This window comes from Acerihabitans sp. (assembly GCF_036398755.1).
Lineage (GTDB): Bacteria > Pseudomonadota > Gammaproteobacteria > Enterobacterales > Enterobacteriaceae > Acerihabitans.
Genome location: NZ_DASWOM010000093.1, coordinates 39,602 through 60,190, shown reverse-complemented (window position 1 = coordinate 60,190; position 20,589 = coordinate 39,602). Strand labels below are relative to the sequence as shown.

At 59.8% G+C, this 20,589-nt stretch carries 19 protein-coding genes; 11 read left to right on the top strand and 8 right to left on the bottom strand.

Annotated elements, in window-relative coordinates:
• Window positions 1-108: 108 nt before the first annotated feature.
• Window positions 109-1,092, bottom strand: a complete 984-nt coding sequence (locus VGC33_RS16145) for a LysR family transcriptional regulator (protein WP_331121791.1) — start codon at window positions 1,090-1,092, stop codon at window positions 109-111.
• Window positions 1,093-1,252: 160 nt separating this feature from the next.
• Between VGC33_RS16145 and argH the strand changes: the two genes are divergently transcribed.
• From argH to VGC33_RS16105, 8 genes are all read left to right on the top strand, one after another.
• Window positions 1,253-2,692 (top strand): argininosuccinate lyase, encoded by a 1,440-nt coding sequence (gene argH / locus VGC33_RS16140; RefSeq protein ID WP_331121790.1) that lies wholly within the window; start codon window positions 1,253-1,255, stop codon window positions 2,690-2,692.
• 16 nt (window positions 2,693-2,708) lie between these two features.
• Entirely contained in the window at window positions 2,709-3,575 is an 867-nt protein-coding gene (locus tag VGC33_RS16135) for an amino acid ABC transporter permease (RefSeq protein WP_331121789.1), read from the top strand.
• Window positions 3,576-3,586: 11 nt separating this feature from the next.
• On the top strand, window positions 3,587-4,351 hold the full coding sequence (locus VGC33_RS16130) for an amino acid ABC transporter ATP-binding protein (RefSeq protein ID WP_331121788.1): 765 nt from the start codon (window positions 3,587-3,589) through the stop codon (window positions 4,349-4,351).
• 27 nt (window positions 4,352-4,378) lie between these two features.
• A complete protein-coding gene (locus VGC33_RS16125) occupies window positions 4,379-5,206 on the top strand; it encodes an ABC transporter substrate-binding protein (RefSeq protein ID WP_331121787.1) in 828 nt (275 codons plus the stop codon).
• A 69-nt stretch (window positions 5,207-5,275) separates the two neighbouring features.
• A complete protein-coding gene (locus VGC33_RS16120; protein WP_331121786.1) occupies window positions 5,276-6,124 on the top strand; it encodes a polysaccharide deacetylase family protein in 849 nt (282 codons plus the stop codon).
• Window positions 6,114-7,088 (top strand): polysaccharide deacetylase family protein, encoded by a 975-nt coding sequence (locus VGC33_RS16115; protein WP_331121785.1) that lies wholly within the window; start codon window positions 6,114-6,116, stop codon window positions 7,086-7,088. The genes VGC33_RS16120 and VGC33_RS16115 overlap by 11 nt, the downstream gene beginning before the upstream one ends.
• Window positions 7,081-8,496: an MmgE/PrpD family protein gene (locus VGC33_RS16110; protein ID WP_331121784.1), complete on the top strand. Its 1,416-nt coding sequence runs from the start codon at window positions 7,081-7,083 to the stop codon at window positions 8,494-8,496. The genes VGC33_RS16115 and VGC33_RS16110 overlap by 8 nt, the downstream gene beginning before the upstream one ends.
• Window positions 8,497-8,621: 125 nt before the next feature.
• The gene (locus VGC33_RS16105; protein WP_331121783.1) at window positions 8,622-9,710 is read left to right on the top strand and encodes an iron-containing alcohol dehydrogenase family protein; all 1,089 of its coding nucleotides are present in this window, start codon (window positions 8,622-8,624) and stop codon (window positions 9,708-9,710) included.
• Window positions 9,711-9,725: 15 nt separating this feature from the next.
• Here the strand turns inward: VGC33_RS16105 and VGC33_RS16100 are convergent, their stop codons facing one another.
• Window positions 9,726-11,099: an MFS transporter gene (locus VGC33_RS16100; protein ID WP_331121782.1), complete on the bottom strand. Its 1,374-nt coding sequence runs from the start codon at window positions 11,097-11,099 to the stop codon at window positions 9,726-9,728.
• A 108-nt stretch (window positions 11,100-11,207) separates the two neighbouring features.
• Between VGC33_RS16100 and VGC33_RS16095 the strand changes: the two genes are divergently transcribed.
• Window positions 11,208-12,089: a LysR family transcriptional regulator gene (locus VGC33_RS16095; protein WP_331121781.1), complete on the top strand. Its 882-nt coding sequence runs from the start codon at window positions 11,208-11,210 to the stop codon at window positions 12,087-12,089.
• A gap of 22 nt (window positions 12,090-12,111) precedes the next feature.
• Here VGC33_RS16095 and VGC33_RS16090 read toward each other — a convergent pair whose 3' ends face one another.
• On the bottom strand, window positions 12,112-13,020 hold the full coding sequence (locus VGC33_RS16090; protein ID WP_331121780.1) for a LysR family transcriptional regulator: 909 nt from the start codon (window positions 13,018-13,020) through the stop codon (window positions 12,112-12,114).
• Window positions 13,021-13,124: 104 nt separating this feature from the next.
• Between VGC33_RS16090 and VGC33_RS16085 the strand changes: the two genes are divergently transcribed.
• Window positions 13,125-14,147, top strand: coding sequence for a zinc-dependent alcohol dehydrogenase family protein (locus VGC33_RS16085; RefSeq protein ID WP_331121779.1), 1,023 nt, complete (start codon window positions 13,125-13,127; stop codon window positions 14,145-14,147).
• Here VGC33_RS16085 and VGC33_RS16080 read toward each other — a convergent pair.
• The 5 genes from VGC33_RS16080 to VGC33_RS16060 form a co-directional block, all read right to left on the bottom strand.
• Complete coding sequence (locus VGC33_RS16080) at window positions 14,144-15,532, bottom strand: formimidoylglutamate deiminase (protein WP_331121778.1); 1,389 nt, start codon at window positions 15,530-15,532, stop codon at window positions 14,144-14,146. The genes VGC33_RS16085 and VGC33_RS16080 overlap by 4 nt on opposite strands.
• Before the next feature lie 48 nt (window positions 15,533-15,580).
• Complete coding sequence (locus VGC33_RS16075; protein WP_331121798.1) at window positions 15,581-16,327, bottom strand: amino acid ABC transporter ATP-binding protein; 747 nt, start codon at window positions 16,325-16,327, stop codon at window positions 15,581-15,583.
• Window positions 16,328-16,353: 26 nt separating this feature from the next.
• Entirely contained in the window at window positions 16,354-17,028 is a 675-nt protein-coding gene (locus tag VGC33_RS16070; protein WP_331121777.1) for an amino acid ABC transporter permease, read from the bottom strand.
• Between the two features lie 79 nt (window positions 17,029-17,107).
• Entirely contained in the window at window positions 17,108-17,860 is a 753-nt protein-coding gene (locus VGC33_RS16065; protein WP_331121776.1) for a transporter substrate-binding domain-containing protein, read from the bottom strand.
• Between the two features lie 34 nt (window positions 17,861-17,894).
• Window positions 17,895-18,593: an IclR family transcriptional regulator gene (locus VGC33_RS16060; RefSeq protein WP_331121775.1), complete on the bottom strand. Its 699-nt coding sequence runs from the start codon at window positions 18,591-18,593 to the stop codon at window positions 17,895-17,897.
• Between the two features lie 315 nt (window positions 18,594-18,908).
• Between VGC33_RS16060 and VGC33_RS16055 the strand changes: the two genes are divergently transcribed.
• Window positions 18,909-20,054 (top strand): winged helix-turn-helix domain-containing protein, encoded by a 1,146-nt coding sequence (locus tag VGC33_RS16055; RefSeq protein WP_331121774.1) that lies wholly within the window; start codon window positions 18,909-18,911, stop codon window positions 20,052-20,054.
• Window positions 20,055-20,589: the final 535 nt, after the last annotated feature.

The following is a 20,589-nucleotide window of genomic DNA, read 5'->3' as shown; positions in this document are numbered from 1 at the left end:
TATTAACGGGAGGATTCTGTAAGCATTGGTCGCAAGCAGGGCTGCTCGCCGGCGGTGGGACCGGGGATGGGCTGCCCCGGGGTGGTGCAACGCCATGGGACGGGCGCGCTATTTTGCCCCGGAATGATCCGCCGGGACGACGGCGGTATTCTTAAGCGCGTCACGGAATAATTTCACCACGGAATTTAACGCCGCGCCTCGTTTAACCACCAGATTAAACGGCGTGGTCACGTGGATACTTTCCGGCTTGAGCGCTTTTATTTTTCCTTCATGCACATAACGGCTGATATAATGCGCGGGCAGAAATCCGACATAATTACCGGTGAGGATAAGCATGGTAACCGCTTCGACCTGTACCGCCACGGCGTTTGAAGGGGAAAATTGCAGTGCGGGATTTTGATGGCCATGATTGGTGTAAAAATGCCTGATCAGGCTGGCGCCGGCAATACGCTCGTTGGTTAAGGCTTCGGGCGCAATGGAAAAAAGCTCGTGCTGACTGGAGCAGCAGAGATGCGCTATTTCATTATATAAAAAGAAATAATCAAAATCGGGTTTTTCCTGATAGACGGGTATTATTCCACAGGTGAAACGCCCGTCGATAACGCCGCGCTCGATTTCCTCGAGCTGTGTGGCATGGAGGCGTACGCTGACCTTGGGCGCCTGGCGGTGTATCTCGCTTAGCGCCCCGACCACCGGCGATTGCGCGTCGGTGATGGTATTATCGATAATGCCGATATTTAATTCGCCGAATATTTCATGGCGGGCATGATTTAAGGTGTCGCGAAACTGATTTATCGATGAAAACAAATCAAGGCACGCCAGATAAGCCACCTTGCCATGCTCGGTCAGATAAAAACCCTCGCGCCCACGGGTACAGAGTTTCATGCCGAAACGGATCTCAAGATCGGATATCTGTTTACTTATCGCCGCCAGGCCGATATTCAATTCATTGCAAGCCGCGGTAAACCCTCCGGCCTCAACTACCGTTTTGAACACCCGCAAAAGCTTTAAATCCGCAACGCCAATATTCTGCTGATTAATATCACTCTTGACCGGTGACGTGTTTCCAAATTTGGAAAGTGGACTTTCCATAATAACTATTTACCCCCACGCCCTCGTTCTCCATTATCAATTTAACCGCCTTATTTATCTTATTTCGCCATTATCGGCGGATGTTGATAATCCTTCCCGTCCTGGCCATCTACCAGGGAATCGAAAGATTGCAACATCCATGCCATGAAAGGAGCATGCCATGTCACATCCGGTGGAACGTCTGTGGGGGGCGCGGTTTAAAAGCGGGCCCGCCGCCGCGCTTAGCGCGCTGTCGCGCAGTCCCGACGCCTATTTTGCCCTCACCGCCTACGACCTGGAAGGCTGCCGCGCCCATGCCTACGAACTCCAGCGCGCCGGTCTGCTCGACGCGCGGGAAACCGCCCTGATGGTGGCGGCCATCGCGCAATTGGCCGAGGACCATCGACTAGGACGTATCCAGCCCAGCGCCGATGATGAGGATGTGCATACCTTTATTGAACGCATGCTGACCGAGCGGCTGGGCGAACTGGGCGGCAAGCTGCGCGCCGGCCGTTCGCGCAATGACCAGACCGCCAACGATTTGCGGCTTTACCTGCGCGACAACGTCCGCAAAATCGTCCGCGACCTGCTGGATGTGCAAACGGCGCTGGTGAAACAGGCGGAACAGCATATCGGCAGCATCGCTCCCGGCTTTACCCATCTGCAGCAGGCCCAGCCCATCGTATTCGGCCACCAGCTCATGGCCCATGCCCAGTCTTTCGCCCGCGATGTCGAGCGCTTGCAGGATTGGGATAAACGCTGCGCGCTGTCGCCGCTGGGCGCCGCCGCCATGGCCGGCTCGGCGATTGCCATGCATCCCGAGCTGTCGGCGCGGGATATGGGTTACGACGGTGCGTGTGAAAACTCCATCGACGCGGTGGCCAGCCGGGATCATGTGGCGGAATTTCTGTTTGCCGGCGGCATGCTCGGCGTCAACCTCTCAAGGCTTAGCGAAGAAATCTGCCTGTGGGCCTCGCGCCAGTTCCGCTGGGTGGCGCTGGATGACGCCTACGCCACCGGCAGTTCCATCATGCCGCAGAAAAAAAATCCCGATATCGCCGAGCTGACGCGCGGCAAAAGCGGGCGGTTAATCGGCAACGTGACGGCGATGCTGGCCACCATGAAAAGCCTGCCGCTGTCCTACAACCGCGATCTGATTGAAGACAAACGCAACGCCATGGACAGCGTCGAACAGTTACTGCTGGTGTTGCCCGCCATGGCCGGCATGATCGAGACCATGGTCATCGATAAGGAACGTCTGCTGCAACAGGCGCCGCAGGGTTTTACCCTGGCAACCGAGGTGGCTGACTGGCTGTCACGCCGCGGCGTGCCGTTTAAAGAAGCCCATGACATCACCGGCCGGCTGGTGCAGCTGTGCGAGCGGCATCAGTTGGCGCTGCACCAGCTCAGCGACGACCAGCTGGCCGGGGTGGACGGCCGCCTGACCGCCGAAGTGCGCCAGTGCCTGACACTGGAGTCGGCGATCAACGCGCGCTGCGCCTGGGGCGGGACCGCGCCGGCCAGGGTGGCCGAACAAATCGCCCGGCTGCGGGTAAAACTGGCGGCCCAGGCCGCCTGGGCGACCGGTTATACCGGCCTGACGTTAACCTCTGTTGAATAACCGGCGGGTGTGGCTTATGTCCGAACAGCGCTATCCGGGCGGCGAACCGTCCGCCAAGATCGATTTCAGCGAATATCAGCACGTGCCGCAGCGCTATTATGGCCGGATTTTTTCTTCGGTGATTATCCTGGCGCTGCTGGCGCTGCTGGTCAACGCTTTCGCCCACGGCAAAATCGAGTGGCGCTTCGTCGCGCAGTTCCTGACCGCCAAAGCCATTCTGTTTGGTTTGGGCAATACCATAGTGATGTCGGTACTGGCGATGCTGCTGGGGGTGATCTTCGGCGTCATCATCGCGGTCATGCGCATGTCGCAAAACCCGGTGCTGCGCGCCGTGGCCATCGGCTATACCTGGATTTTCCGCGGCACTCCATTGATATTGCAGTTATTGCTGTGGTTCAACCTGGCGCTGATTTTTCCGGTCATGGGCATTACCGGCCTGTTCAGCTTTAACACCGTGGATATCATGACGCCGTTCACGGCGGCGCTGCTCGGTCTTAGCATCAACCAGGGCGCCTATACCTCGGAGGTGGTGCGCGCAGGCCTGCTGTCGGTGGACCAGGGACAGTATGAGGCCGCCAAAACCATCGGCATGACCCGTCTGCACGCCCTGCGACGCATTATTTTGCCCCAGGCGATGCGGGTGATTATTCCCCCCATCGGCAATGAATTTATCAGCATGGTAAAAACCACCAGCCTGGCCAGCATGATCCAGTATTCCGAGCTGCTGTATAACGCGCAAACCATTTATTTCGCCAACGCCCGGGTCATGGAGCTGCTGTTTGTCGCCGGCATTTGGTATTTGGTGGCGGTAACGCTGCTATCGCTTGGCCAGATTCAGTTGGAGCGCCATTTTGGCCGTGGTACCCGGCGCCGCGACCGCTAAGGGGGGAGCAGATGAAAAACATTATTAACGCCGTCAATGTGAATAAGTATTTCGATGACTTCCAGGCGCTGAAGAACATTAACCTGTCGGTGGACCACGGTGAAGTGATGTGCGTTATCGGCCCTTCCGGTTCGGGGAAAAGCACCTTTTTGCGCTGTATTAACCAATTGGAACGCATCGACAGCGGCGGTATCTGGGTGGATGACGAGCTGGTGGGCTATCGCATCGTGGGTAAAAAGCTCTATCCGCTCAACGACCGTCAGGTCGCCCGCCAGCGGCTGAAGACCGGCATGGTATTTCAGCGTTTTAACCTGTTTCCGGATAAAACCGCCCTGGAAAATATCATCGAGGGGCCGACCCAGGTGCTGCTGCGCCCTGTTAAAGAAGCCCGCGAGGAAGCCATGGCGTTGCTGGACAGGGTGGGGCTGGCCCATAAGCGCGACGCCTATCCGCTGGAATTGTCCGGCGGGCAGCAGCAGCGGGTGGCGATTGCCCGCGCGCTGGCCATGAAACCCAAACTGATGCTGTTTGACGAACCCACCTCCGCGCTGGACCCGGAGATGGTGGGCGAGGTGCTGGCGGTGATGCGCGGCCTCGCCGCCGAGGGAATGACGATGATGGTGGTTACCCATGAGCTGGGTTTTGCCCGGGAAGTCGCCAACCGCGTGGTCTTTATGGATGAAGGCGGCATCATCGAGAGTGGTAATCCAGAAGACGTTTTGCTCCATCCCCAGAATCCGCGGACCCAGAATTTTATCTCTGCCGTCCTGATATAAACATTATTACAAAATGAGAGCCTGACCATGAAAAAAACGCTGTTGTCATTGTTAACCGCCGGCGCGTTGCTGGCCATGGCGGCCGGCTTCACGGCGGCCATGGCTGCGGAACTGACGCAAAAAGATGAAATCAAAGTGGCGATGATGCCTAACTATCCGCCGCTGGAATTCAAGGATCCGGCCACCGGCGAACTGACCGGCATGGATTACGATCTGGGCATGGAAATCGGCAAACGCCTGAACCGTAAAATCAACTGGCAGGAAATCGGCTTTGAACAGATGGTCAACGCGGTGGCCACCAAACGCATCGACATGATCCTCTCCGGCATGACCGATACCAAAGCCCGCCAGCCCATCGCCACCTTCGTGGATTATTACCACAGCGGGCCGCAGTTCTATACCACCGTCGCCCACAGCGAAATAAACCAGATGCTGGATCTGTGCGGCAAAAAGGTCGGCACCAGCCGCCGCACCACTTTCCCGGCGGAAATTGCCGCCTGGAGCCAGGCCAACTGCGAGGCCGCCGGTAAACCGGCCATCGTGGTGGTGGGCGCCGAAGGCACCGCCGATGCCCGTACCCAGCTGCGCCAGGGACGCATTGACGGCGTGGTGCAGGGCAGCGAAACCCTGCCTTACATCATGAACCTGGAAAAAGACACCTATAAACCGCTGGGCAAGGCGTTTGCCTACCAGGTAACCGGCATGGGCATCGCCAAGGACGATACCGCGCTTATCGACGGCGTGAAGTCGGCCCTGACCGCGATGATAGCCGACGGTACCTATCTGAAAATCCTGACCAAATGGGGCATGCAGGACGGCGCGGTGACCGACGTCACCATTAACAGCGGCAAATAACCGCGCGGGTTTATCAGCCTGTGGGCGGCTTGCGTCCACGCGGCCCGCCGGCAGGGGAAACGCGCAATCATGTCTTTAAATTCAACCCGCTGGCCCGAGGGTAAAACGGGCTGTATGGCGCTGGCGTTCGATGTCGACGGCCCTACCGGCGACGCCATGCTAAACGGCAGCATCTGGCAAAAAGCGGATTACTTCACCTTTGGCGGCTACGGCCCTTTCCGCGCGCTGGGGCGGATCCTCGATCTGCTTAAGGCCCACCGGTTGCCCGCCACGTTTTTTGTGCCGGCCTGGGTGGTGGAAAACTGGCCCATGCAGTGCCGCGCCATCGTGGAACAGGGCCACGAGGTGGCCTATCACGGCTACCGGCACGAATCGTTTTATGCCCTGAGTCCGCAACAGCAGCGCTGGGTGATGGATAAATCCCGGCATATTTTCCATCAGGTCCTGGGCGTTCGCGCCGAGGGGTTTCGCACGCCGTCGGGCGACTGGCATCAGGAAACACCGGCGATGCTGCTGGACGCGGGCGTGACCTACTCCAGCAGTATGCGCGGCGATGACCGGCCTTACCTGATAAGGGTGCCGGGACAGCCGCGGCCTCTGGTGGAGATTCCCGGCCGCTGGGAGATGGACGATTATGCTTCCCTGGCCTATACCCGGGAGCCCAATTTTCCTTCGGGCCTGGATCGCACCGCGGGATATGCGCTGACGCTGGATAACTGGTGTCGCGAATTCGACGGCGCGATGAATGAGGGACTGAGCCTGACCACGCTGTTCCATCCAAAGATTTCCGGTAAGCCGGGCCGTATTATGCTGCTCGACCAATTTTTTGATCATCTGCGCCGGCGCGACGACGTATGGTTCGCCCGCTGCCGCGATGTGGCGCGCTGGTGGCTTGAGGAACATGGCGATGAAAATTGATACGGGCTTATTCCCGGGCCGCTGGCCGCGCGGCAAGCGCTGCGCGGTGGCTGTGACGGTGGATTTCAATGATATCCACGGCATTCTGAGCCAGGTGCCGGCGGTGGCCGGCCGGGAAAAAACGCTTTCGGTATGGCGCTACGGCACCCTGCGCGGCATCGATCGATTACTGGCGTTGCTGGCGGCAAAAAATGTTCCCGCGAGTTGGTGCGTGCCGGGGGTGGTGGCGCAGGAACATCCCGAGCGGATAAGGCAGATCCGCCACGGCGGACACGAACTCGCCGGGCGCGGCTATCGTTTTGAGTCGTTTGATGCCCTGACGCTTGCGCAGCAGGTTGAAAGCGTACGGCGCGGCAACGCCGTCATCGCCAATATTACCGGCAGCGCGCCGCGGGGGTTTCGCCTGCCGGCGGGCAATTGGGCCGCCGGCCTGCCCGATGCCCTGGTAAGCGAAGGCATAGGCTGGACCTCCTCCTGGCGCGGCGACGATCTGCCTTTTTTCATTGCGTCGCAAGTACCGGCGAAAACGGCCTCAGCGTCCCGACTGGTGGAATTGCCGCTGCATTACGAGCTGGAGGACGAACCCTATTTTGCCTTTAACCTCAGCCCGGCGGTGCCGCCGGCGCAGTCGCGCATCGCGTCCTATAGCCAGACCCTGGGCAATATGAAAATGGATTTCGACGGGTTTTATCGGTTCGGCCTGTGTTATGTGCTGCGTTTGCACCCTGAGGTGATAGGCACCGCCGGACGCATCGGCGTGCTGGCCGAACTGCTTGATTATATTTGCGCTCATCCCGACGTGTGGGTCGCCACCGCCGGCGAGATTGCCGACTGGTGGCGGAGCACCCAGCCCGATAACGATTACGCGCATCCCGCCGAAGTGTGGCGGCGCCACTGCGGGGCGCCGCAACCCGGCAACAGCGCCATCACAGGAAATAACCCGGACGGAATGCCTCATGCCTGACACCCTATTGTCCCAACACACCGGCGCATCCGCCGGGTTCAATCCCCAGCAGGCGCTGGTGGATTTTATTACCGGTACCCCCTACGACCAATTGCCGCCGGCGCTGGTGGAACGCTGCAAACGGCATATTCTTGATACCCTGGGGGCCGGTCTTGCCGGCGCGGGTAGCCAGGTGGCGCAGGAGATGACCCGCCTCCTGGCGGCCGAAAACGCCGCGCCGCAAGCCGCGGTGTGGGGCGCGGCGCTGTTGACCTCGGCCCGCAACGCGGCAATGCTCAACGGGGTGGCCGCCCATGCGCTGGAGCTTGACGATACCGGCGGCTGCGACCATTCCGGCGCGGTGGTGATCCCCGCCCTGCTGGCGATTTTGCCGCTTTGTCCGCAACCGGTTAGCGGCAAGGCGGTCATCCTTGCCACCGTAATAGGGTATGACATTGCCCGTCGGGTATTGGAAGCCTGCGGCGGCTATTCCGCTCATAACGGCGCCGGCTGGCACTCGACCGCCACCTGCGGCGTGTTCGGCGCGGCGGCGGCGGCGGCCAGCCTGCTGGAGCTGAATGCCGCGCAGACCAGCTCCGCGCTGGGTATCGCCGGCAGCTTCAGCGGCGGATTGTGGGGATTTATTCACGACGGCTCGCAAAGTAAAAAACTGCACGCCGGCCGCGCCGCCGAAGGCGGGATACTGGCGGCGCTCAGCGCGCGCCAGGGTATCACCGGGCCGGGGGCGCTATTCGACGATCGCTGGGGCGGTTTCCTGGCCACCTTCGCGGCTGACGGCGCAACGCCCGCAGCGCTTACCCAGGGACTGGCGCGGGTGTGGAAACTGGAGCGCTGCTCGATAAAACCCTATGCCTCCTGTCGCGGCACCCATGCGGCCATTGACGCCGCCGGCCTGTTGCTCGACCGGCTGAACGTCGGCCATCAGGAGATAGATAAAATCGAGGTCCGGCTGTGCCCGTTTCTTAATGATATGTGCGGCAACGCCAATCTGCATACGCTGGCGGCCGCGCAGATGAGCCTGCCCTATGCGGTGGCGGCGCGCCTGGTATTCGGCCATGCGGGCCTGGACGCCTATGGTGAGCCGCAGCGCCGGGACCCCCGGCTGCTGGCCATGATGGCGCGCATTGAATTACGGGTGGACCCCGCGCTGAGCGCGGACGGCGAGCCGGAAATCACCCTGCAAACCCGCGACGGCGATCGCTTGACGCTGCGGGTGGAAATCGCGCTCGGCAACCCGGCCAATCCGCTCAGCGATCGGCAGCTGCGGGATAAATTTTTATCCCTGGCGGCAAAGGCGTTGCCGGCTACCCAAGCGCAGACGCTATGGGCCAGGGGAATGAACCTGGAGCATGAACCGGATGCCGGCGCCCTGGCCAGTCTGCTGATTCCAAGTCATGATTTTATCTGAGCGCCGGCAAGAACCCCGGCCGGAGCATGTTGATATCTGAACCAGACTGTTTATCCCGGGCGCGGATAGTGCCGGGTTAACTATTGACCTTTATAGAGAACAATACGTCATCGGAGATAGGGCACATGCAAGCACAAACCATTATTTTCCCGGCACAGATCCTGCGCGGACCCGCCACCCTGTCGCGCCTGGCACAGGTTTGCGCCAAGATTGGCCGGCGCGCGCTGCTGATTGGCGGCCGCCAGGCGCTGATGGCGGTGAGCGATATCGTTAAGGCGCAGTTAGCCGCCGGCCCGGTGACGCTGGTTGGCTGTGAATGGTTTGGCGGCGAATGCAGTGAAACGCAGATCGACAGGTTGGCGTTAGTGGTGGCCGATCTGGATATCGATCTGATTATCGGCGCCGGCGGCGGCAAGGCGCTGGATACCTGTAAAGCGGTGGGCGCGGCGGCCAATGTGCCGGTGGTGGCCATCCCGACTATCGCCGCTACCTGCGCCGCGGTCACGCCGCTGTCGATTCGTTATTTTGATAACGGCCAATTCCAGGACCTTTATCCGCTACCGCAGGCGCCGGCGGCGGTGATTATCGACAGCGATTTACTGGCGCGCGCGCCGATGCGCTGGCTGGCTGCCGGACTTGGCGACACGCTGGCAAAATGGTATGAATTTCGCGCCATTAGCGTTCAGCAGAGCCGACTGGTGGGCATTCAGCGCTCATCCCAGGCCAACAGCCTGATTTGTTACGATCTGATCGCCACCTATGGACCGGCGGCCTGCCAGGCGGTACGCGACGGCCGGGCCAATGCGGGGCTGGATCAGGTGCTGGACGCCATCTTTATGTTCGCCGGCCTGACGTCGCTGATGAGCAACGGCGCCCATGCCGCCGCCGCCCACGCCATCTACGAGGGCTTTACCGTCTGCCCTAAAACCCATGATTTCGGCCATGGCCTGCTGGTGGGGTTCGGTAATTTATGCCTGCTGGCGCTGGAAAACCGCTCCGATGATGAACTGCGCGAGGCCATGACGCTGGCGCAAGACTGCGCGGTGCCGCTGCGATTAAGCGAGATAGCGCAATTAACCGCTGAAGAACTGGACGCTATCGTGCAGGCATCAATACATGCGCCGGATATGGAGAATATGCCGGGTAAGGTCACGGCGGCGGATCTGTATGCGGCCATCAGCCGGGTGGAGGCGATGGCGGAAAGGATTGATTGACGCGAGGGGTAAACGTCAAATTATCGACAGCCCCTGCCAGACTATCAGCGCCAGCAAGAGGTGAATAAGCGCCGAAGCCAGCATCAGCGCCGGCAGCGGCGAGGCGATAAGCGTAAAGGCCAGGCCGGCCAACGCGACGCCCAGCAGGGACCCGAGCTGCCGTAGCGCGGTATGCACCGCCGAGGCAGTGGCCGCCAAGGATAGCGGCGCGCTGTTCAGCACGGTGGCGGTCATCGGCGGCACCACAAAAGCGGCGCCGCCGGCCCATACCGCCATGGCGGCGATTAACAAGAGGGTGATTTGATCCCGTAAAAACAGCATGCCCAGATATCCGCAGGCGCTTAGCGCCAGCCCGATGATCATCTGTTTTTTCACCCCCCAACGCGCCATCAGCCTGCCGGAGATCAGATTGCCGGCCATCAGGCAGACCGCCAGCGGCAGCAGCGCCATCCCCGTGCGCAACGGGGAAAAGCGCAATTGTTGCTGCAGAAACAGGCTTAGCGCATAGATCCCGCCAAAATAGCAGACATTAATCATCATGCCGGTAAGATTGGCGAGGTTAAACGCGCTATGCGCAAACAGCCCCCGCGGGATCAGCGGCGAGGCGGCGCGCCGTTCCGCCGCCATAAAACCCGCCGCGCCCGCCAGCGCAACGGCTGCGGCAAGCTGGCATACCCCGCTGGTCCAGCCCAGGGCAGGCAGCTCTATCAGCAGGTAACTTAGGCCGGCAAGCGTCGCGATACCGAAACATTGCCCCGCCGGGTCAAAGCCGCGACCGCGGCCGCCGGGCACGGCGGGCAGCAAACGAAACGCCGCCAGCAGGCCGCACAGGCCAATGGGGATATTGATCAAAAAAACGCTGCGCCAGCTGAAAAAACCGACCAGGAAGCCGCCCAATACCGGTCCCGCCGCGGCGGCAAGGGACACGATACCGCCGAACATACCGATAGCCCGTTGCCTGGCGGCGTTATCGGGCCAGATAAGCGGCATCAGCGCAAACGACGCGGGTATGAATAACGCCGCCCCCATGCCCTGGACCAGACGCAGCACAATCAACGGCGCTATTGAACGGCTCAGGCCGCATCCCAATGACGCGCCGGTAAACAAAAGCAAACCCAGCATCCATATCCGGCGGGCGCCGTGGCGATCGGCCAGCGCCCCGGCGGTCAACATCAGGCCGGTGAGCGTCAGGTTATAGGCATCCACCGCCCAGGTCATGCCCGCGACCGTTGTCCGGAATTCAGACTGGATGCTGACGATGGCGATATTCATTACATTCACATCCAGTATCGCCATAAACATGCCGGCGCAAAGCACCAGCAATACGCCAAATCGCCTTTTTTGGCCGGGAACAGGGCCGTCGCACATTGTCGGCCTGATTTCACTCATTCCGCCTTCCTTTTGATTATCCGCAGGCGACAAGTGTAAAAAGAAAGCCACAGGGTTAAAATGCAGCGGAAATAAGGCCAGGCGCGGCACAAATGCCGCGGGGATAAGATGAACTGGGATAATACCCGTTATTTATTGGCAATCGCCCGCACCGGCAGTTTACGCGCGGCGGCGGTCAGCCTCGGCGTCGACCAGGCCACCGTGGCCCGTCGCCTGCGCGCATTGGAACAGGAATTAAAGACCAGCCTGTTTACCCGCCATCCCGAGGGCTACAGCCTGACGGCGGCGGGAGAATTATTGGTGCCAGAAGCGGAAATGATGGAAGCCGCCGCGGCGGCGATGCGGCGCAAAACCATAGGTTTGGATAGCTCTCTCGCCGGTACGGTGCATATCGCCTCAACGGAATCGCTGGCGCGTTGCTTTTTATTGCCTGCGCTGAGCGGGCTGCGCCGGTCCCATCCCGATATCAGCGTGACGCTTTCCACCGCGCCCGCGCTGCTGGATATCAAACGCGGCGAAGCCGATCTGGCGGTGCGCAGCGCGCGCCCGACGGACGGCAGTTTAATCATACGCCGTCTGGCCACCGTGCGGATGGGGTTGTACGCCTCGGCGGATTATGTGGCCCGGCATGGTCTGCCGGTGGCCGGCAGCGCCTTTGCCGGGCATGATCTGGTGATGTTTCCCCGGGATGTGCTGCCGCAATATTGGCGGGAGCTGTGTGGCGAGCCGCTGACCAACGGCAATATCGTGATGGAAACCGCCTCGCAGCTGCTGTTGATGGAAGCGGTCAGGCAAGGGATGGGCATCAGCATGATGGCGCGGGAGATCGTGGAAAGATGCTGCCCGGAACTGATTAACGTGATGCCGTCGCGCGGCGACGCCGCCGATATCTGGCTGGTGGTCAACCCCGATGTCTGGACCTCGGGGCGGGTAAGAGTGGTGATCGAGGCGATCGGCCGGGCTTTTTCCGCTTACGGGAAAATAGGCTGAGCGAAGCCTTCCGTCCCGCGTCTCACGCCAAACTCATACCGGTCGCCAGTTTATCCGCCAGCAGGTCCACCGCCAGCCGAACCTTCAGCGGCAGGTGGGTCGTCTTTGGCCATACCGCATAAGCGCCGAAAAAAATACCCGTGTAATCCGTCAGCACCTGAAGCAGTTCGCCGCGCTGCACCCGTTCGCGCACCAGCCAGCAGGGCAGCCAGGCAATACCGAAGCCGGCCGCGGCCGCATCGCTGATCGCCTGTAAATCATCCATCAGCACACGGGTTTTCGGCACGAATTCATCCAGCGTCCCGTCGGGCCGCGTGACCTGCCAATGTTGCAACGTTCCGGCGCGCAGGTAAGCCACCGCGTCATGACCCGCCAGGTCGGCTAGGCTTTGCGGCGTGCCGCGGCGGGCCAGATACTCTGGCGAGGCGCAGTAGGTCATGCGGTGATCGCCGATACGGCGCGCCACCAGCCGGGCGCTGTCGGGTAACGGGCCGTTGCGGATGGCCAGATCGTACCCGTCCTCGATTAAATCCACGATGCGATCGCTAAACGACAGTTCCAGCTCCAGGCCGGGATGTTGCCGGGTCAGCCCGGTCAGCAGCGACGCGACGCATAACCGTCCGAACAGCACGGGCATCGATATCCGTAAGCGGCCGCTGACCTGTTGTTTCCCGGTTTCCAGCAAGGTTTCGGCGGTATGGATTTCCTCCAGCGCCCGCTGGCAGCGTTCATAAAATAACGCGCCGTCATCGGTCAGGCTTTGGCTGCGGGTGGTACGCAGGAACAGGCGTACCCCAAGGCGCTGCTCAAGCCGGGCAATGGTCTTGCCCACCGCCGAACGGGAGAGATGCAGGCGGGTGGCGGCCAGGGCAAAACTGCCCGCCTCGACCGCGGTGACAAACACCGAAATGCCGTTGAGTCGAACCGTCATGCTTTGGCGCCTTTTTGGAAACAATAAGGGGAAATCTTATCGCCACTGACGACCTGAAATCAACGCTATCCTGAACATACGCAGTGAATCATCAGGAGCATAAAATGGCCGATACCATGCAACGCTGGACCATGAGCGCCATCGGGCGCGAAAATCTAAAGCTGACCGAGAGCGTTATTCCGCAGCCGGGACCGGGTGAAGTCCGGGTAAAAGTGAACGCCGTCGCCCTCAATTACCGCGATAAGCTGGTTATCGAGACCGGCATGGGACTCAACCTGCCGCTGCCCTTTACCCCGGCGTCGGATATGGCCGGGGTGATTGATGCCACCGGCGCCGGAACCCGCCGGTTCAGGGCCGGCGATCGGGTAATATCGACCTTTACGCCCGGTTGGATCGACGGTAAGCCGGGAGGTAACGCCCGTACGCCGCCCTATACCACCCTGGGCGGCGCCCTGCAAGGCGTGCTGGCGGAATACGTGATTCTGCATGAAGACTGGGTATCCGCCGCCCCGGTCTCGCTGGACGACGCGCAGGCCAGTACCCTGCCCTGCGCGGGTCTTACCGCCTGGTTCGCCTTGGTGGAACGCGGCCATTTGCGGGCCGGGGATTCGGTACTGGTGCAGGGGACCGGCGGCGTGGCGCTATTGGCCTTGCAAATTGCCAAGGCGCACGGCGCATCGGTGTACGTCACCTCCGGCAGCGACGAGAAGCTGGACCGCGCCAAGGCCTTGGGCGCCGATTACGGCATCAACCGCCTGAACGGCGATTGGGTGGAATCGGTGTATAAGCTGACCCGGGATCGCGGCATCGACCATATTATCGACACCGTGGGCGGTTCCAACCTGGCAAACTCCATCAGGGCGGTGGCGGTACACGGCATTATTTCGGTGATAGGCGTGCTTGACGGGGTTGATATCTCCGGCCCCGGCGGTCCGCTGCTGCTGAAATCACCGGTGATCCAGGGTATTGGCGTCGGCCACCGCCGGGCGTTGGAGGATCTGGTGCGCGCCGTGGATACGATCGGTCTCAAGCCGGTGATCGACCGGCAATACAGGTTCGATCAGCTACCGGAAGCCTTGGATCATCTGGATCGCGGCCCGTTCGGCAAAATTGTGCTGACCCGTTAAGCCCCGGCCTTGAATAGCTGTTTACGCATGTCGATAAATCCCGCCAGCGCCTGGTCGCGCAGCAGATGGCGGGCGCCGTCCACCCGCAGCGTTCCCCCGGTCCATACGCGCCGGATGGCCGACGTGCGCGAACTGCCGAAGATATGTCCCGACAGGGCTTTTTCGACCGGCAGTCCCGCAACGGCGTGATGGCGACAGTCAAGCTCGACCATGTCGGCGCGTTGTCCGACGGCAATACCCGCCACATCACGGCCGCTGGCCTGCGCGCCGCCGCTGACGGCGTCCAGGTAAAGCGCGGTCGCCACTTCCGGGAAAGCATCGCTGGCGCCGATATTTCGCTGCCGCAAATGAAAACGCTGGCTGTATTCCAGCGTCTGCAACTCCTCGGCGGCGCTGACGACGGAATTGCTGTCGGAACCAATGCCCCATCTCCCCTGGTGTCCGCGCCATAACGGATAATCAAAAATCCCGTCGCCCAGATTGCCCTCGGTAGTGGGGCACAAACCCACTACCGCGCCCGTGGCGGCCGCCATCCGATATTCATGCTCGTTCATATGCGTGGCATGAATCAGGCACCAACGGGCGTCAACCGGAGCATGTTCCAGCAGCCATGCCACGGGGCGTTGTCCCGACCAGGCCACACAGTCCTCCACTTCCTTTACCTGCTCGGCGATATGGATATGGATCGGGGCGGCGGCGTCCATGCTCCGGACACCCGCCACCAGCGCGGCGAGATTGCCCGGGTCGACCGCCCGCAGCGAATGCGGCGCAATCCCAAGCCTGGCGTCTTGCCTTTGGCACAGCGGCAACAGCATTTCCCACAGGGCCAGCATCTGCGCCGTCGTCTGGATAAACCGTTGTTGCAGCGCCGCCGCCGGCTGGCCGCCAAAGCCGCCGTTCTGATAGCAGACCGGCAACAGCGTCAGCCCGATGCCGGTATTGCGGGCGGCATTGAGCAGGCTGCGGCACATCAGCGCGGGATCCGCATAGGGCGCGCCGTCGGGCTGATGATGGACATAATGGAACTCGCACACCGAGGTATAACCCGCCGCCAGCATCTCCGCGTACAGCCAGGTGGCGATGGCCTCCATTTGTTCGGGGGCAATACGCGCGGCAAAGGCATACATCAGGTTACGCCAGCTCCAGAAGCTGTCCTGGCGGCCGTGGCGATACTCCGTCAGCCCCGCGAAGCCGCGCTGGAACGCATGGGAATGCAGGTTGGGCATCCCGGGGAGTAAACAGCCGGCGGTCTCGCCGACGGCGGGGCTGGAAACATCGGCCGTCACCCGGCGGATAACGCCGTTCTCATCCCATTCGATCAGGACATTTTGCCGCCAGCCGGTGGCCAACAAAGCCTGTTGGGCAAAAATATGCTTATATATCATTATTACTCCGCAAAATCCCGACCCGGTGCGCCATCCTCGCCATGGTACTCATGCGCGGGACTGCACGCTTTGCAGAAACGTCCTGGTCCGTTCTTCGCGCGGCGCGCCGAAGACGGTGGCGGGCGGTCCCGACTCGATAATCACGCCGCCATCCATGACCACCACCACATCGGCCACGTCCTGGGCAAAGGCCATTTCATGCGTGACCACAATCATGGTCATGCCATCCTGGGCCAGCATTTTCATCACCCGCAATACTTCGCCCACCAGTTCGGGATCCAACGCGGACGTCGGCTCGTCGAACAGCATCACCAGCGGTTCCATGGCCAGCGCGCGGGCAATGGCGACCCGCTGCTTCTGGCCTCCGGACAGGCTGTTGGGCATCGCGTCCGCTTTGGCGGCCAACCCGACTTTCGCCAATAATTTAATCGCCTGCGCGCGGGCTTCGGATTTTTTCACATTCCGCAGCATCTGCGGAGCGACGCAAATATTGTCCACGACGCTGAGATGCGGGAATAAATTAAACGACTGGAATACCATGCCGACGTTTTTGCGCAGCTCATTAAGCTCAACGTCGGGCAGCATTTTACCCTGGCTGACCAGGGCGCTGCCGCAAATTTCGATATCGCCTTCTTCCGCTTGCTCCAGTCCGTTGCAGCAACGCAGGAAGGTACTTTTACCCGACCCGCTGGGGCCGATAATCACCACCACCTGGCCGGGGAATACCTCGAAGTCGATACCGTTCAGCACCCGATTGGCGCCGAAACGCTTGCCGAGATTGCGGATCTTGATAATGGGATTGCCGTTGGCGCGTAATGCCTTCATTGCAGCGCCCCTTTCGATTTAAGCCGGTTTTCGGCATAACGCAGCGCCAGGACCGACATGCCCGTCAGGCAGAAATATACCGCCGCGATCACCAGATAGGTTTCCAGGTCCCGGTAAGAGTTGCTGATAATGGTCGAGCCGGCCTGCATCACGTCCTGTATGGTGATAAGCGACACCAGCGCCGAGTTTTTAATCAGCGCGATAAATTCATTGCCCAGCGGCGGTATCATGCGGATAACGGCCTGCGGCAGGATAATCTTATACATCGCCTGGCCGCCGGACATGCCAAGCGAACGCGCCGCCTCATTCTGCCCTTTCTCGATGGATTGAATCGAGCCGCGCACCACTTCCGCCACATAGGAACTGGAATACAACCCCAGGCCGATTACGCCGCAGATAAAGGACGGCAGCACCAGGCCAAGGCGGGGAAGGCCGTAATACCAGATAAACAGTTGAACCAACAGCGGCGTGCCGCGAAACAGCGCGACGTAGGCACTGCAAAAGGCATAGGTAAGGCGACGTTCGGGATTAAGCCGGCCTATGCCCAATAATAAGCCCAGCGTACAGCTCAAGAGCAATGCGCAGAGCGTGATTTCAACAGTGACCAGCGTGCCTTGCAGCAACAATCCGGTTCCCGCGAAGACGGGTGAAAAGTTCAGGTCTAGATTCATCGGTATTTCCGTGCATTACACCGCGGTTACAGGTACTCGACACCCCGGCCCGATCGCTGAAGGCATCGATGCGGACGCCTTATTTAGTCGAAGCGGGAAACCATTTCTGCACCAGGGCGGCATAGGTACCATCAGCCTTGAGCCGATCGATCGCCCCGTTGATGTCGGCCGTCAGTTTCGGCTGATTTTTCTGAACGGCGATACCGTATTCCTCACTGGTCAGCTGATCGGCCAGAATCCGCACCCCGCCCTTGGTGCGCGCATACTGGAACGCCGCCGGCTTGCCGGTAACCGCCGCGTCAACGCGTCCGATATCCACCAGGCTGAACATCTGCTGGTTCTTTTCGACTTCCACCACCTGGGCGGACGGAATATTGTCGTGCACCCACTGCACCGATTTAGTCCCTACCTGCACGCTGATTTTTTTGCCTTTCAGGTCATCAAGGGTGTTGATCGCGGTATTGCCTTCCTTCACCATCGCCACCAGCCCGCCGCTCAGATAAGGGTGGGTGAAGTCGATCACCTCCGCCCGCGCGGGGGTGATATAGATTGCGGAGACGGCAATATCGGCGCGGTTGGCGGTTACGCTTGGCACCAGCCCTTTGAAGTCCACGTTGGTCCAGGCGACGGGGCGGTTGAGGGCCTTGCCGATAGCCTCGACCAGCTCGATATCAAACCCGGCGAATTTACCGTTATCCATGTACTCCATGGGTGGGAACGTCGCGTCGGTGACCGCCTTAATCGGCGTGGCATCCTGCGCAAAGGAGGTTACGGACAGGCATAACATGCCAACGGCGAACAGACGGGTTAATACAGGACGAAAAACGGCCATGATTTTTCCTTTTGCTTCATTAAAAGAGTGAATATCAACCCGCCATCAGGCGCGCGTTTATACGTTGCGCGGCCTCGCGGGTCAGGTTTATCAACTGCGGCTGGCGATCGGCCGCCCGCTGTAAAGGCGCCATCAGCGATAACACGCCCAGCAAAACCGCGCCGGAGGCAAACAGGGGCACGCTGACGCCCCAGACCCCCTCGTCCACCTCGCCATGACTGCAGGCATACCCTTGGGCGCGAATGTCCTCCAGCTGCGACTGCCGGTGGTTTCTCTCGCCCGCATCGGGAAATTCATCCTCAAGCAGAAGCCGGCGTTGCGGGTCGGGCAGATAGGCCAGCAGGCATTTGGCGGTGGCCCCATCCCTTAAGGGCAGGCTGCGCCCTTTTTCAAAAGAGCAGCGCAGCGACTGGGGCGCCTCCAGCATATCGACGCACACCGCCCGGGTATTTACCGCAACCGTAATCGCCACCGTTTCGCGGGAACCTGCGGACAGCCATTCCATCTCCGGCCTGGCGTGGTGCGTGAGCATCGACACGGCGTTAAAACCCAGGCAAAGCTGCAAACTTACCGGCCCGGGCGCGTATAAATTGTCCGACTCAAAAACAAAGTCCCACCGCTTTAACAGCGCCAGCTGGCGATAAAGGGTGCTTTTCGCCAGCCCGGTCGCCTTCATCAATTCCGCCGCGTTGGCCGGACGGTTAAATTGCGCCAGCACGGTTAAGATCAGCAAAACGCGTTCCTGGGAAGACCCGTTTGCCACACCGTCAGGGTGGCCTGGCGCGGACATATCGGACATGGGCGGCCTGGTTTCATGAGAAAGTCATAATAAGAAATAAGCAGGATTCATGCCAAAAGTGAGAATCAGGTCTCACCCTATGGGAATGGGGCGATTAACGCGCGCAGGGTCTGGGTTTTTGTCATTTCGCACCGAAACAGGGCGACCCGCCTCATTATGCGGCATCGCCGCCGCCGTATTAATCATGTAAAAAATCAGCGGCCGGCATTACTATCCGTAGATGATAATTTTGGGAGAAAAGATAATTTCATGGCCAATTCCTCTATCCCGCTGACCGCCAGGCATGCCCGCGCGATCTGGCTGCGGGCGCAGCGGCTCGATATTGCCGCGCCTTTCGGCGAAGGGCCGGACGCGGTGCGGTTAGCCACCGGGCATCTCGGGTATGTGCAAATCGATACCATTAACGTCATCGAACGCAGCCACCACCATATCCTCCAGACCCGTATTCCCGCCTATCGGCGCGCCGATTTGGAACAGGCGCAGTCCGGCGCCAAATCGATATTCGAATACTGGACCCACGCCCTGGCCTATGTGCCGACGGCGGATTACCGCATGTTCCTGCCGGCCATGAACCAGTTTCGCGCCGATCCCCATCCGTCCTATGCCGATCTGGACGCAGGCCATTACGCCGCGCTGCTAAAACGCATCCGTGACGAAGGCGCGCTGTCGATTCGGGATATCAACGATGAGGTGCTGGTGGAAAAGACGCATCCGTGGGGCAGCCGCAAGCCGTCGCGGCGCGCGCTGCGTTATGGCTTTTTCAGCGGCGACCTGACGGTTAGCAAACGCACCGGCATGCTGAAAAGCTACGATTTGTCCGCGCGCCATTTCGGCTGGCCCCGCCGTCCCCGCCCGGCGACCGTTCAGCAGGTCGCCCAGTATCTTCTGGCGCGGGCCTTGCGTTCCCAGGGCATGGTAAGCCTTGATTCCGTTTGCTTCGGCAACACGGGCGCCAAGGCGGCGATCCGCACGCTGATTGACGCGGCGGTAGCGAAAAAACAGCTGGTGCCGGTTCATATCGACAATCATGCCAACATCCAGCACTGGGTCGCCCCGGCCGCGCTGGAACAAGAGCTGGCGCCCTTATCCCCCGCGCGCACCGCCATCCTGTCGCCTTTCGATCCGCTGATCATTCAGCGTAAGCGGCTACAGCTGTTCTTTGGTTATGAGCATCGCTTTGAAGCCTATGTGCCCGCCGATAAACGGGTGCTGGGTTATTTTGCGCTGCCGGTGCTGGCGGGTGATGAAATCGTGGCCGCCCTCGATCTCAAGATGGACCGCTCGGCGGGCATGCTGGCGGTACAGAAATGGACCTGGTTCACCGCCCCGCGGCCCGAGCTACAGACGGCCATTGACGAAGCGCTGGACAGGTTTGAACGGTTCCAAAAAGGATAGGCCTTCGCACCCCGCCGGCCCGCTGGAGCGGCCGGCGTCAATACAGATCATTATCATCAGCCGATAGCCTTATTTTTCATCGGCCCATACCCATTAATGCACGCCATGACATATTAAATAACGCTATTTTTACTATAGCCTGACCATTGAATAAACAATGTGGCACTATCAATTCAAATTAATAATATTATAAACTCATAAATAATTATTACTAAGTTTTTATACTGGCCTTTTAAAAAAATTCTCAGATAAAAGATCAATATTAACGTTCCCTCTCTCAGCGTATTTTATCAAATTTTCATATTGCAATTTTCACTCTGATGTTTTAGTGTAAAGTCAATGAACACACGGGTCTTACCCTTATAAAATTAATATCTTATATTATCACTAGTTTATAATTAATTATGAAAAAATAACAATAAATTCCACCTGGGTTACAGAATATAAATACATTTTATCAATTTATTAGTTAATTTTAAATTGCAGAACTAATTAAGTACCATATGCGTGTCTGACCTCAGCACGCATTTTACAA

Bases quoted from the DNA above. Each gene is read 5' to 3' on its own strand.
- VGC33_RS16145 (WP_331121791.1), bottom strand. From the start codon at position 1,092: ATGGAAAGTCCACTTTCCAAATTTGGAAACACGTCACCGGTCAAGAGT.
- argH (WP_331121790.1), top strand. From the start codon at position 1,253: ATGTCACATCCGGTGGAACGTCTGTGGGGGGCGCGGTTTAAAAGCGGG.
- VGC33_RS16135 (WP_331121789.1), top strand. From the start codon at position 2,709: ATGTCCGAACAGCGCTATCCGGGCGGCGAACCGTCCGCCAAGATCGAT.
- VGC33_RS16130 (WP_331121788.1), top strand. From the start codon at position 3,587: ATGAAAAACATTATTAACGCCGTCAATGTGAATAAGTATTTCGATGAC.
- VGC33_RS16125 (WP_331121787.1), top strand. From the start codon at position 4,379: ATGAAAAAAACGCTGTTGTCATTGTTAACCGCCGGCGCGTTGCTGGCC.
- VGC33_RS16120 (WP_331121786.1), top strand. From the start codon at position 5,276: ATGTCTTTAAATTCAACCCGCTGGCCCGAGGGTAAAACGGGCTGTATG.
- VGC33_RS16115 (WP_331121785.1), top strand. From the start codon at position 6,114: ATGAAAATTGATACGGGCTTATTCCCGGGCCGCTGGCCGCGCGGCAAG.
- VGC33_RS16110 (WP_331121784.1), top strand. From the start codon at position 7,081: ATGCCTGACACCCTATTGTCCCAACACACCGGCGCATCCGCCGGGTTC.
- VGC33_RS16105 (WP_331121783.1), top strand. From the start codon at position 8,622: ATGCAAGCACAAACCATTATTTTCCCGGCACAGATCCTGCGCGGACCC.
- VGC33_RS16100 (WP_331121782.1), bottom strand. From the start codon at position 11,099: ATGAGTGAAATCAGGCCGACAATGTGCGACGGCCCTGTTCCCGGCCAA.
- VGC33_RS16095 (WP_331121781.1), top strand. From the start codon at position 11,208: ATGAACTGGGATAATACCCGTTATTTATTGGCAATCGCCCGCACCGGC.
- VGC33_RS16090 (WP_331121780.1), bottom strand. From the start codon at position 13,020: ATGACGGTTCGACTCAACGGCATTTCGGTGTTTGTCACCGCGGTCGAG.
- VGC33_RS16085 (WP_331121779.1), top strand. From the start codon at position 13,125: ATGGCCGATACCATGCAACGCTGGACCATGAGCGCCATCGGGCGCGAA.
- VGC33_RS16080 (WP_331121778.1), bottom strand. From the start codon at position 15,532: ATGATATATAAGCATATTTTTGCCCAACAGGCTTTGTTGGCCACCGGC.
- VGC33_RS16070 (WP_331121777.1), bottom strand. From the start codon at position 17,028: ATGAATCTAGACCTGAACTTTTCACCCGTCTTCGCGGGAACCGGATTG.
- VGC33_RS16065 (WP_331121776.1), bottom strand. From the start codon at position 17,860: ATGGCCGTTTTTCGTCCTGTATTAACCCGTCTGTTCGCCGTTGGCATG.
- VGC33_RS16055 (WP_331121774.1), top strand. From the start codon at position 18,909: ATGGCCAATTCCTCTATCCCGCTGACCGCCAGGCATGCCCGCGCGATC.